The organism is Quyinboa mangrovi (assembly GCF_042219825.1).
In the GTDB taxonomy this organism is placed as follows: domain Bacteria; phylum Bacteroidota; class Bacteroidia; order Bacteroidales; family UBA5342; genus JBHJHP01.
Genome location: NZ_JBHJHQ010000002.1, coordinates 292598 through 306331, shown reverse-complemented (window position 1 = coordinate 306331; position 13734 = coordinate 292598). Strand labels below are relative to the sequence as shown.

Annotated in this window: 14 protein-coding genes; all 14 read left to right on the top strand. The window is 32.9% G+C overall.

Features of this window, described 5'->3' with window-relative positions; genetic code table 11:
* Positions 1-94: 94 nt before the first annotated feature.
* Entirely contained in the window at positions 95-1255 is a 1161-nt protein-coding gene (locus ACE1ET_RS04535; RefSeq protein ID WP_375727177.1) for an MFS transporter, read from the top strand.
* Positions 1256-1316: 61 nt separating this feature from the next.
* Positions 1317-2693 (top strand): S41 family peptidase, encoded by a 1377-nt coding sequence (locus ACE1ET_RS04530; protein ID WP_375727176.1) that lies wholly within the window; start codon positions 1317-1319, stop codon positions 2691-2693.
* A gap of 425 nt (positions 2694-3118) precedes the next feature.
* Complete coding sequence (locus ACE1ET_RS04525) at positions 3119-3664, top strand: hypothetical protein (protein ID WP_375727175.1); 546 nt, start codon at positions 3119-3121, stop codon at positions 3662-3664.
* Positions 3665-3802: 138 nt separating this feature from the next.
* Complete coding sequence (locus ACE1ET_RS04520) at positions 3803-4912, top strand: 3-keto-alpha-glucoside-1,2-lyase-like domain-containing protein (protein ID WP_375727174.1); 1110 nt, start codon at positions 3803-3805, stop codon at positions 4910-4912.
* 518 nt (positions 4913-5430) lie between these two features.
* Positions 5431-5667 (top strand): DUF2188 domain-containing protein, encoded by a 237-nt coding sequence (locus tag ACE1ET_RS04515; protein WP_375727173.1) that lies wholly within the window; start codon positions 5431-5433, stop codon positions 5665-5667.
* 269 nt (positions 5668-5936) lie between these two features.
* Entirely contained in the window at positions 5937-6188 is a 252-nt protein-coding gene (locus tag ACE1ET_RS04510) for a DUF2188 domain-containing protein (protein WP_375727172.1), read from the top strand.
* A 2-nt stretch (positions 6189-6190) separates the two neighbouring features.
* Positions 6191-6802 carry a hypothetical protein gene (locus tag ACE1ET_RS04505; protein ID WP_375727171.1) on the top strand — a complete coding sequence of 204 codons (612 nt, stop codon included), beginning with the start codon at positions 6191-6193 and terminating at the stop codon, positions 6800-6802.
* Between the two features lie 19 nt (positions 6803-6821).
* Entirely contained in the window at positions 6822-7220 is a 399-nt protein-coding gene (locus tag ACE1ET_RS04500) for a TerB family tellurite resistance protein (RefSeq protein WP_375727170.1), read from the top strand.
* Between the two features lie 2 nt (positions 7221-7222).
* A complete protein-coding gene (locus ACE1ET_RS04495; RefSeq protein ID WP_375727169.1) occupies positions 7223-8485 on the top strand; it encodes an MFS transporter in 1263 nt (420 codons plus the stop codon).
* 17 nt (positions 8486-8502) lie between these two features.
* Complete coding sequence (locus ACE1ET_RS04490; RefSeq protein WP_375727168.1) at positions 8503-9393, top strand: hypothetical protein; 891 nt, start codon at positions 8503-8505, stop codon at positions 9391-9393.
* Positions 9394-9649: 256 nt separating this feature from the next.
* A complete protein-coding gene (locus ACE1ET_RS04485; protein WP_375727167.1) occupies positions 9650-10138 on the top strand; it encodes an ester cyclase in 489 nt (162 codons plus the stop codon).
* A 170-nt stretch (positions 10139-10308) separates the two neighbouring features.
* A complete protein-coding gene (locus ACE1ET_RS04480; RefSeq protein WP_375727166.1) occupies positions 10309-11301 on the top strand; it encodes a S41 family peptidase in 993 nt (330 codons plus the stop codon).
* 427 nt (positions 11302-11728) lie between these two features.
* On the top strand, positions 11729-12517 hold the full coding sequence (locus ACE1ET_RS04475; RefSeq protein WP_375727165.1) for an energy transducer TonB: 789 nt from the start codon (positions 11729-11731) through the stop codon (positions 12515-12517).
* Between the two features lie 4 nt (positions 12518-12521).
* Positions 12522-13724 (top strand): DUF5700 domain-containing putative Zn-dependent protease, encoded by a 1203-nt coding sequence (locus ACE1ET_RS04470; protein WP_375727164.1) that lies wholly within the window; start codon positions 12522-12524, stop codon positions 13722-13724.
* Positions 13725-13734: the final 10 nt, after the last annotated feature.

The following is a 13734-nucleotide window of genomic DNA, read 5'->3' as shown; positions in this document are numbered from 1 at the left end:
GACAGTTCCTTTCCCGTCGGAAAGAAACTGCCACGACACCATACCGTGGGAACGTTATGCGCAAATATAAAAAAGACACTATAACTAAAATAGTATGAGTAAAACTAAAAGTAATTGGTCTCTTCTGCTTATTGCATTTATTGAAAGATTTGCATTCTATTTATTTAATAGTTCCCTAATTCTTTACCTGTTTTCAGGAGACAATTTCTCGGAGGAAAAATCATTAGCCATCTATAGCATATTCAAAATCCTAATCTATTCCTTGCCCATAATCATGGGGATTGTTTCTGATATAATGGACAGAAAAAAAGTCTTTATGATTGGCTTGATTTTATCCATTATTGGATACGCATTAATACCAATATTATCATTTAATTATTGGTTACTTATTTTTTCAATTGTAATTCTTGCAATAGGGATAGCAATATTAAAACCAAACATTACTGTATTTATTGGGGACAACAGTTCTCAGACTGGAAACATTAAACGACTTTTCCGAGATTTTGTACAAATGGTGTTCTTAATAAGTCTCGCACCAATGATTGTAAATGGTATAAACGATTCATTTACAGACAAGACTTTAGTGATATCAATAATTTCAAGTTCAATATTAATACTTATTGTCTTTCTTATATATCATTTTATTTCTCCTAAGAATAACCATCAACCTGTTGACAATGACCTGAAACCGAAGCAACCTATTCTATTGTTATCCTCAATTTTCGTTTTAGCTTTTATTGTAATTGTATTGACTAATAAGATTAGTCCTATGTTAGCAATTGAGACTGAAGGTTCAGAATTGACTTTTCAAAATATAACTAACTTTTTTTCAGTACCTGTAACAATTATACTTTTGGTTATATTAGCTATTAAATCAATTAGAATTCAGCTTAACAGTATTGCTCTTCTACTCGGATTAACTACAATTGGATTTTCACTCATATTTCTTTCAATTTATTTTGATGAGTTTTCAAAATTTAGCTTTTCACCGGACAGCAAATTATCAGTTTTAGCCTTGATTGTAGTTTTTGAGACATTATTCTATCCTATAATTATATTACTCCTATATAAATTTTCAACTAAATATAAAGGGTTTGTTTTGGGATTATATTATTCTTTAATTGCTTGGATCGCAATTTCTTTTAGCAAAATGGATTTAGATAGATTATATTTACTAATTCCAATAATTATTTTGATTATGTTAGGAATTGTAGCGATTCTGAAAAGAAATAATATTAAAACCATCTGTACATAATACGCAGTCATACTGCATGTCAGTACTTTTAAATAAAGCATCACAACACAGCGCAGCAAATATGAAAAAACTAACAATTCTATTTCTTTGCATTCTTTCTTTTCCTGTTTTAGGACAAGTTAAGTACGCCTATTATTCAAAGGCAGAAGTCAAACAAGACTTAAATTTTGCTTATGAAAAGCTCACGAACATTCATCCTTTATTTTTAGATGAGAATAAATTAAGTCTTTATAAAAATCAATTTTCAAAAATTGAAAACTCTGTAAAAGACAGTATGACTCAAAATGAGGTGTATATACTTTTAGCACCTTTGTTTGCATCGTTAAATGATGGGCATACCGGCATTATTATTCCAATGGAACAACGTAAAGCATACTCAGCTGCAGGCGGAAAATCATTCCCTTTTTTCGTGGATATTATCAATGATTCTGTTTATGTATCCTTTTTTTGCGGAAACGACACCTCCCTGTTTCAAAATGGAGAACAGATTCTTGAAATCAACGGAATAAATGCCACCGAAATAGTTCGAAATATGGAACCACTATTTTCGGGAAACCTACAAAAAGTTAAACAACGGGAAATAGCCCAAAATTTCAGATTCTTAATCTGGATGCTGTATGGATTTGAAGATAACTACGTGTTATCAATAAAAGATAATCAAAATAACATTAAAAAGTTGACTGTTACAGGCGTTACGAGTACTGATTTTATGAAAAACATAAAACACATGCCTAAAACAAAGCAAGCATATTATGATTTGCAAATAAATCAAAGCACAGAAACGGCTGTTTTGAAAATAAAATCATTTGGTGATTTGAATGGATTTTGTGCATTCGCCGATAGTGCTTTTATGAAAATAAAGGAATACAAAATTCAAAATTTAGTAATTGACATTCGGAATAACGGAGGAGGACGCAGCGTTGTTGTAGATTCTTTAATGAATTACCTGACAGATAAAAACTATGCTCAATATAAAAAGATTAAAGTCCGCATCAGCCCTGAATTAAAAGAACATTACAAAGTAAGATACCCCGACAGATCAGACTGGATAAACAAGTATGGGATCGATGACTTTGTCGTTCTTGACCACAACGAACAAAAGCCAGATATCAACAACAAACATTTTGACGGCAAACTGTTTTTACTGACGAATAATTTAACGTTTAGTGCTGCTGCCACATTTGCAGGAGTATTTAAAAATTTGGAAATGGGGACAATTATTGGAGAAGAAACAGGAGGCACAATATCATACTTCGGAGACTTTTGGTTTTTAAGTACACCTCATAGCAAGATTACATTTTATGTGTCACCCAAACAATTTATACAATATGGCGGACAAGATTATAACAAAGGCGTGATTCCGGATTGTATCGTTGCTGACACAGATAATGCAATCATCAACTACACAAACAACTTGATTGAAAAAGATTACAAATAACCAATGCTGACATATTTTATTGCATAGCTTTCATTGGTATGCGAAGTTCGGATTTCCGTCTGATTGTATTAGTCCATGGGCACCCAGATAATCACTTACAATCTGCTACCACAACAAATAATTTACTGTTGAGCACAAACCGAAGAGATCGTGCTATGAAAAAAAACTAAGTCTAAATATCTGACACGAATCTATCCCCTGATGATTTGGTTTTCAATTGGAGTTAGTTACACAATTGACGCATTTAAAGAAATATCGAATAATCTTAAGTCAGGGAAATATCAGTAACATCATTCAGGTAAGTGAATGGTATTTTTGTATATTTATAACCTTAAGAAAAAGGCCAGTGCCTGACATTGTAAACCATGTGCTCCAACACATGATGCATCATCCTGAAAGTAGTTTAATACGTATGAATGAAGATTATGGATAGAAAAAATTTCTTTAAACAAGCGTGTTTCGCAGGCGTTTGTTTTTGCGGATTTAGTAGCATTTCCGATTTAGCAACCAGCAATACATCACCAACTGAGGATAACAATAAACAACTTAATCAGGATTGGCTATCTGATTTGCTTTCCAACTTAAATCAGGAACTGGGAGAGGATATTTTAAGAAGTATTATTAAAAAATCATCCATAGTGCATTACAATAATTTAAACATGGATGCATTACTGGCAGATTATGTTGGCGATTTGGATAAGTTTAATACATATATTGAAAGCGCCTGGGGATGGAAGATTGACTATAACAAGACCGCAAAAGTATTAATAGCAGATGAAAATAAAGCGAATTGTGTTTGTCCGGTTTTAGAGCACAAAAAAGGATTGAACACTTCGGCAATCTGTTATTGTTCTGAAGGATTCGCCGAAAAAATGTTCTCTTATGTAACCGGAGGTCCTGTAACAGCTACAGTAATTTCTTCTGTTAGAAGAGGAGATAAAAGCTGTAAATATAAAATTGAGATGCCTTAATTAATGCAACAATCACAAACGACCAACAAAGGGTTATATAAAACATGACTGCTTTAGTAGACCTACAAGAAATTCTAAATCATACAGTTAGGCACAATACTGAAAAACGACACAACCATTATTAAACATAACCGAAAGATGAAAAAAACAAAACTAATTTTACTTTTTGCATTATTTTCAGGCATTTGTCTTGCACAAAAGAAAACGAGTTGTATCAATTTTACATCCAAGGACTGGAAGACTTTTGGCTCAGAAATAACAGAGTTCGATTCAATATTGACAACATATATTCCCAAAGGAACCGGAATTGGATATCTGGATGGTTTCGATTTTCAAAATGGAACTATTGAGTGCGATTTATATTCACCATCAAACAAAGCATATTTGGGGCTTGTGTTCAGGATCACATCTTTGACTAATTTTGAAAACATTTATTTCCAACCTCATACCAGCGGGAAATGGGACGCTGTACAATATGATCCGATTTTTAACGGGTCCGCAACGTGGCAACTCTATAATGGTACAGCATATCAGGCCGTAGCAAATATTCCTGTTAGAGAATGGTTCCATGTAAAAATCCAGGTTATAGGTGATTCTGCAAAAGTCTATCTCAACAATCATCCCAAACAGGTATTGTCCGTGAAATTAAAACATGATTATTCATCAGGTTCTATTGGCGTTTTCAGTTATCATCCTGCTTATTTTGCCAATCTTAAGGTGACAAAATCTGATACGGTTTTATCATTAAAGCCCGAACCAACACCTCCTTCAAACAAAGCATACATTTCAGGTTGGTTGATTTCTGAACCCTATAACAATTATGATTTCAACCTTGAAAAACCATTCTTAAATGATAGCATTGTAAGTAAATGGCACAAAATAAATACCGAAGAAAACTATTTGATGAACCTTAACAGGCATTTTACTTTTTCAAAATCAAAAAACACGGTACTGGCAAAAGTGATTATCAATTCAAAAAAGCCACAAAAAAAGAAATTATATGTTGGCTATAGTGATAAAATAAAAATTTACCTGAATAACAACAGCCTTTTTACGGGTGATAATAGCTTTCATGAATCCGACAAATTTGAAGACAGAGGCTATGTACTGGATAAGCATCAAATGACAGAACTTCCATTACAAGCAGGTAAAAATGAGTTGATCCTGGAAATTTCGGAAAAAAAGTTCGGATGGGGTTTTATAGCACAGCTGGAAAATTTAAAAGGCATTGAAATTATACATCCATAAAGACCAATAACAAACCATCAATTAAACTAACCTGTAAATAAATTTGTGAAAACAAAGCTGCATTTTACTACCTGGCATGCAGAGTAAATTCCAGGTTGAATGCACGACCGCATTGCAGTGCAGACGGTGTATCAATAAAGGATTATTCGTTTAATCGCCCCCAATGGCGGAGTATAACACCCTTTGATTCCCCGACAAAAGCCCGGGATCAGTTCGACTTTGTAATTTCGGTTCACTTCGTTTCTGAAATCACAGTATTACTGATTTAATCCGCCCGCTTTTGTCCAATCTATCACTTTTTTATGTATTTTAGTCTCACCAAAATTGAAAAGAACCTGTATCCTTTTGATACGCTCTGATATAACCTGACATGCAAAATTATTTGAAAACATTACTAAAAATAAGGCAGATAAGAATCGGCTTAATCCTATTAACCGGAACATAAAACCGAATAATTGTAGGTATATATACTAGTTGGCGGTAATTTTGAAAAGACATTCACTACTAAATATTAAACTATGACTAAAAGAAAAACCTATCACGTAACAAAAACTGACGACGGTTGGCAAGGAAAACTTGAAGGCGGTCAAAGAGCATCTGTTAAAGGAAATACAAAAGAAGAAGTCTTAAAAAAAACGATTGAAATTGCAAAAAATCAAGACAATTCATCGGTGAAGATTCATAAATCTGATGGGAAATTTCAAGAAGAAAGAACCTATCCAAAGAAATCAGACCCGTTTCCTCCAGAAGGCTAAAAAGCTTGTGCATAAGGGTTGAATTATTTTATGAAATTGTAACGAGCGTAGAGTTTTGGTTAAGCTTCATGATTAGTAATTTAATTAATGAACTTATAAAACAAAAAACTATGAATATATTAAAAAGCGTAATTGTAGGAGTGGGTGCTGTTGTGTGGAGCCTTAAGACAAATATGACTCGTGAAATTTATAAAAACAATTTTTCCTATCAAGATAATAGCAAGGGGGTTCGAATCCCCCTCTCCACTCTCCTATAAACTAATTTCATCATGACAAAAAAAGCAAGCAAAAGCAATCTGACAGAGAAATTCAGCAAGGCGGCATCCTCAAATAGTGGGCGTGTTCATGTTGTTCCGAGCAAATCTGGGTGGTCGGTAAAAAAAGAAGGTGCAAAACGTTCAACAGCAGTTAGAGCAACAAGAGAAGATGCTATAAAGGCTGCCAAGGATGTCAAATCAGCTGATAGAATTATTGTCCACAAGAAAGATGGAACAATTCAAAGAAATACTAAAAAGAGATGATTATGAAAGAAAATAATGTATTCATTAATTGTCCTTTTGATAATAATTACTTCAGTCTTTTAAAGCCATTATTATTTTCACTATGTTATATTGATTTAAATCCACAAATCTCAGAAACCTCAGATTCAGGAGAGATAAGACTTCATAAAATCAAAAATCTTATCGAAAACTCACGTTATTCCATACATGACCTTTCTCGTATGGAACCAATGATAGATTCTGACCTTCCAAGATTTAATATGCCATTTGAGTGTGGAATCGACTTTGGAATGAAACTATCCAACCCCGCTGAATTTGCAAACAAAAGATTTTTGATTTTAGAAAAGGAGCAATATCGTTACCAAAAAGTTATCTCCGATATTTCTGGAAATGATATCAAAGCACATAAAAATAATCCTGAACAAATAATTAAAGTAGTTCGAGACTGGTTTAAACCAAACAATCCAAATATTCCAAGACATAAAGAGATTTGGCTCGCATATAATGAATTTGAGTTTGACTATGAAGAAATCTTAAATGCGGAAGGTTATGACCCAAAAGATATAAACTCACTGACTTTTAGTGATATTATAGAGTACATGAAAACATGGATAAATGACTACAATAAAAATTAAAAAACTAAAATAAACCAAAATGAATGAAAATGAAAAAAAAATGTTTTTGGGTCTATACCAAATGCTTCTAGCTGATGCTGAAGTTCACCCAAATGAACTTGAATTACTTTATCAAATTGGAAAAGAAAAGGGCGGTATTTCAGAAGAAGAAATTCAACGTGCTATTTTTTCTCCGAATACTGTCATATCTCTTGAAACTTTAAGTGATGAAGGGAGAATTGAATATTTATATAATCTCTCTCGCATTGCATGGGCTGATGGAAAAATTGATGATAAAGAAAAAGATATACTTGAAGATGCAAGTAAACGGCTCGGATTTGCAGAGGAAAATGTAACTGAAATCGCAGAATTTCTATTGGAACAAGCCAAAGGGAAAATGCCATTTGAAGAAGTATTACAAATCATTAAAAATTCTTAATTATGGCACTTAAAGATATTTTCATTACTCAAAAATCAGCTGATAAGAGACAAAATTTTCAGCAAAACGAAACAGGAGATTCTATTGCTTTAATATCTGGAGCTTCATACACAGCGAAAGGAACAAAAGATGCTGGCTATTGCGGAGGTTCATCACAGGCTTTGTTACCTAAACTGCATGCTGTATATATGCAACTTACTCGGTATATACAACAAGACGAAATAAAGCAAAGTGAAAGGAAAAGTTCAATTAAACAAGAAATTAGCGGTTTGGAGGCAAAAAAAGCAAATGCCGAAAATCGTTTTAATACAGAACAAGATAAGTTAACACATGAAGAAAATAAAATCGAAAAAACAACAAAAGAAATTGATGAGATAAAAGAAAATCCTAAAATTATTTCGGGAGATTCTTTTGCTAAAACAAGTTTCTGGATTGGTTTGATGATAATTGTTATCCTTACAGTTTATTTGTTTGTATTTTATAGTTCCGCAGCATATTCTGCATTTTTCAAAGATTTTACTCCCGATGACACAAAAATAACTCAAGCTATTTTCGACTCGCAAGCAATCGGGAAAGCGCTATCAGACGGAATAACTGAACTAATATTCATTTTAGCAATTCCTGCTGTTTTTTTAGGATTGGGATTTTTAATACATAAATTTTCAGATGAAAAAGGATTTGCCAAATATTTCAAAATTACCGGACTTATCGTAGTCACTTTTATTTTTGATGTAATTATTGCGTATGCAATTGTTAAGGAAATTTACGATATAAAAGTTGGTGGGAGTTTTACAGAAATGCCAGAAATGAATTTAGAAATGGCATTTAAAGAAATTAATTTTTGGATAATAATTTTCGCAGGTTTTGTTGTTTACATAATTTGGGGTCTAGTATTCAGCTTTACTATGAAGGAATATGAAAAGATGGATAAAGTAAGATTTGCCATTAAAAATAAAGAACAAAAACTTATTGAATACAAAACAGATTGCAAACAAATCAGAGAAAAATTAGTCAGTCTTAGAAGTGAAATAAACAACATTCAAAGTGAAATTGATAAATTAAGAATTCAATTAGAATCTTATGTGTTGTACTTTAATGATGTTAGAGAAGGTGTTAATAATTACTTCACAGGCTGGGTCGGATATTTAAAATCAACCAGCTCATCACAAGCACACATTCAAGAGTGTGAACATATTAAAGAAAAATTCTTATCGGAGTTAAAAAATTCAGATTTTATTAAATCTAATGCTGTTGCAAAAAACTAATCACAAATTTTAGACTTATGAAAAAACTATTTTATATTTCAATTTTTGCTTTTTCATTAATAGCATGTGGCGGGGGTAGTAATGTAAAACAAAATAATAATAATATCAAAACCGAGAAGCCTCAAGAAAAACAATTAAATATCTCAATACTCCTGGATTTATCGGACAGAATTAGTCCTAAAATAAATCCTGATGCAAAAAAAAATGACATTGAGAATATTAGAACAATAACTGAATTCTTTAAAACAAATATGTCCAACTTGGGGGCTTATAAAGCAAAAGGAAAAATTCGCCTTTTTTTTAGTCCACCCCCCTCTAATGACAATATAAATTCAATTGTCAACAGACTCAATATTGATTGTTCCAAAATGGATAATAAGGGACGAAAAGAAGTTTATGACAATATCGCCGATTTATATTCAAAAAATTTAGAAAACATTTACCAAGAAACTATCGAAACAAGTGCCTGGGAAGGCAGCGACATTTGGCGATTCTTCAAAGATGACGTTAAAGATTTTTGCATTGAAAAGGACACCACATATAGTAATATTTTAATTATTCTAACGGACGGTTACCTCTATCATAAACAATCTGTTTTCAACAATAAAAATCGTTTCTCTTATCTTTTAGGTACTAGCAATTTAAAACAATATAGAAAACAGAATTGGGAAGAATTAATAGAACAAAATGATTTTGGGATAAAGACCGAAAGAAATGATTTGAGCAATTTAGAAGTTCTGGTTTTAGAAGTAAAAGCTGAAAATCCGAACAATAAAATTGATGAAGATATTTTAAGATACTTATGGAAGAAATGGTTTAAAGAAATGAATATTACTCATAATGAAGTATATCCGTCAGCTTTGCCGGCGAATACAAAGACAAGAATTGAAAGCTTCTTAAATTATTGATAATTGCTATTAATAAATATACATCTTGTGGTAATTAATAAAACCCAGCCCATAACACGTGGTATGATGCATGACTGGGTTTGTGCGCCCCGAAACTTAGGGGCGACAAGTCGAATTTCGTCCCAACCTTCGTTTCGGTCGGACACTCAGACTCTCGTCTGACCGCCACGAACTCATACTCACCGTTGTATGCCATTTTAAAATGACCTCATACCATTGACAGTAATAATAACATAACATTTAAACGAAAATTAATATGAAAAAATCTTTCTTCTCAGTTTTGCTTCTTGCGGCAAGTGTTCTTTTTTACAGTTGTAGTTCAAATACACAACAATCCAACCTGAACGCAAATCGTGATGTCGTAAAAAAATATCATGAAGTGTGGAGTAATGGACAGGTGAATGAATTAGACAAAATATTAGCACCAGATTTTGTCTGTCATTTTATAGACGGAATTGAGTGGAAAGGAATTGAAGGAGCAAATAGTTCTATTACAAGTCATAGAAAATCCTTTCCCGACTGGAATGAAGAAATAGTTGATATGATAAGCGAAGGCGACAAGGTGGTAACAAGATTTAAATCTACAGGAACTCAACTGGGAGCGTTTAATGGACTTGACCCGACGGGAAAGAAAGTTACCATCTATGAAACTGCTATTTACAGAATAGCAAACGGTAAAATAGCAGAGCAATGGGGGTTTCCTGATGCACTAAGTTTGAACCATCAACTTGAAACGAAAAACTAAAATTGACAAGTAAAAAACGGCATACAACAAGGTATAAAAATAATAGCCGGGATAGTAGTAAATTCAAGGGTTGTAGCCCGCTCAAACTACCTGGCGGTTTGACAGGAAAGTAGCCCGCAATCGGCTACACCATATACAGGTGATCGTTAGCAGCATAAAATCAAAAACGTATGAGATATTTTTTACTGGTTATATTCCTTGTCATTCAACTTTCCGGCTTCCCGCAAAGCAACTACGATGCATATTTTAAAAAGACCGTATCAATTATTGAGAAGAATTATATCGGATATCACTATATAAGCAATGGAAAGCTGGATTACTACACCTATTTCAAAACAAACCTGTTAAACACCCATCTGAATACGATCTCTGATTTAGCAAAAAACATTCAGCTTTACATGGATTTTTTTGAAGACAGACACCTGTATCTGACGGTCTCCGATTTTTACAAAAACGCTCCCATAGCAACTGACACGTTTAAATGCGCATCCATTGATACCCATACCTACTATCTGAAGATTCCGGATTTCGATAACCAGGCTGCATTAGACAGCCTCTTAAACTGTTCCATAGAAAGAGATTCAATGTTACTTTTTGAAAACCTTGTCATTGACCTGAGAAGGAATGGCGGGGGTAAAAATTTATTTTACCGACGTCTGCTCCCGTTAATTGCTACAAATGATATGTATACACGCAGGTATGAATTATTGGCAACAAAAGAAAACTGGGCGTCTCATCAAACAAGAAATAAAATGGGAACTCTAACTGAAAAGGAGGAAAACAAAATTATAGATGCACCCTGGCAAAAAAGCCATCATAACTTCATTACTGAATATAGCCCATCGGGTGTTAACCAGTATCCCAAAAGAGTAGCTGTTCTTGTTGACAGAAATACAGGCAGTTCTGCGGAAAAATTTGTTCTGTGTGCTAAACAAAGTTTTAAAGTTAAAATCTTTGGAGAAAATACAGCAGGAGCCGTTGATTTTGGAGATGTCTGTGTGAATGAAATCATTAAAGACTCACTCTATATTGTTTATCCAACAACTAATGTGTATGATTACAAAATAAATGGTGTTGATTCACGAGGCATTGCACCTGATTTTTATCTGCAACCAGAAAACCAGATTGAACAAATACTGAACTATTTCGAATATTGGAATTGAAAAAATTACGCATGCTATCACGAAATAAACCACAGAAAAACAACGGTTTATGATTATCGCAATACCGGCTATGACTTCATAGTCTGTTACCCACTCCACCAGCTCTTCAAATTTCATATCGCGGTGCTGGCTTGCATTTTCAGCATGGCCATTTAAAGTCGTTTTTATATACCAAAGACAACCGGTCCGGGTATGTTTAATTATAATACCTCCTCTTATGTCCTTTGCATTACTTTTTTATGTATTTTAGTCTCACCGAAATGAAATGAACCTGTATCTCTTTGATACGCTCTGATATAACCTGTAATGCAAAATCATTTAAAAATAATACTAAGAAATTAAGCAGATAAGAATTCGGCTCAATCCTATTAACCGGAACATAAAACCGAGTAATTGTAGGTATATATTAGTTGGCGGTTATACTAAGATGAAGAAACTAAGATTCATATTGATTCTAATTTCCTTGATTTCATTAAATCAAAAAGCATTTGGAACTGCTCAGATTCCTGACTTCTTGATTTATGAAGGTGATACACTAACAATCTATGCAAATCCACTTGAAAGCTATTTTGAAAATCATCCAAGACCTGATAGTTTATTTGCCGAAATAGGATACAACTCTACAGCTTGTTGGAGAGGTTACATTGCTTACTGGGAATTAAAAAATGACAGCCTGTACTTGCTTGAATTACACGGAGATTCAACCAGAATTGATTTATCGCTTATTTTCAAAGACAAAGAGACAAATGATAAAATTTTCGCTGACTGGTATAGTTATTCAATCTTAAATCCCTACGGAAAATTGCTCGATTACGAACATATGGGATACGGTTCGATTTATGAGTTTGAGAAAAAATTTGTATTTGAAAAAGGTATTCTAACTGACACAAAGATTTATGATAACTCTAAATCAAGAAAAAGTAAATACACGGAGAATCCTGAATTACTTAAAAAATACATTAAAGAGAATATTGACTATTCAAATATTACCAATGAACCGTTTGAAAAAGCGCGAGTATATGTTCAAATTTTAAGTGTAACAGAAGACGGAAAAATTGATAGTGTCTATGTTGTTCGAGGGTGGGACGATGAAAGAGACAAGGAAGCTGTTCGAGTTGTAAAATCTATTCCTGAATGGGATGTTTTATACAGACACGGAGAGCCATTTAATCTTATTTGGACTATACCAGTAATATTTGGAAAAGAAGAAGAATAAAAGCATGAAAAAATCTTTATTTCTATTGATAATGATTCTCGGTGTAAACAAATTATTTTCACAAAGTATTCAAAACGAGATAAAACTGGATTTTGATGGCGCAGTTAAAATGATGAATATAATAGATGCTATCAGTAAATTGGAGAATAATGAAAAAATCGATAGCTTATTTAATACTGCTATTAAGTCAGAAGCATATGTTATTAGTGAAGAAAGATTTGGCGAAGAAGATCAGGCAGTGCCTGTAACATTAGAAGATTTCAGAAAATTTATAAAAAGCTTCACTTCAGATTCTGTAAATTATACAGTTAACAATAAAAGATTGAATTTTTTAAAGCCATATTTTCAGGATGCTGTTGATAATCCGAAAAAATATCATGAAATTATTGATGTAATTAAAGATATAACACAAGATGAAATTAACCAAACATTAAAAAAAGCATTGGATTGGTCGCTTCCTGATATAAAAATTGAAGTTACTATTCTCATTTCATTCGATATTGGAGGTGCAGCATGGGCATATAAATCAGAAAACGGGAAAAACTATATTATGTACAGCGTGCCATTTTTGTTTGATGAGGCCGGACGTTTTAATAAAGATTTCTTTTTGCCAACAATTGCACATGAAATTCATCATGTCGGTTTTCCTATTGATACAGTGCTGTCTCTTTATAATTATAAACAACTAAAGGATACAAGCAGATTAAAATTATATACTGATTTTATTGCCGGAATGATAAAAGAAGGAATGGCACAAAAGTTTTGCAGCAACGCCCCTAATAAATTCTCCGGCAAACCATACAGTAATGAGGTTTTTGCAAGTATCCCAAAGGGAATAGAAAATTGGAATTATTTTATTTCAGATTTTGAGAACATACATGATTCAGCACAAGTTTTTCTAAAACAAATTGTGAACGGACAAATAACCAATCCCGAAGAATTTTATAAACGATACGATAATTACTGGACTTGGAGAGCAGGAAATATTGAGAATAAAGAATTTGTATATGGACGAAGGTATTATTATGGTGCAGAATTGCTTGGAGTGGTAAATTTAGCACTCGGCAAAGAACCATTATACGAAATCATGAAAGATTACAGAAAACTTCCGTATTATTATAATATTGCAATAAAAAAGCAAAGACCTAATGATTATGAAAACTATATTTTTGAAGACAAAATCGTAAATGCAATATTGCATTTATAGTAGTATTGCC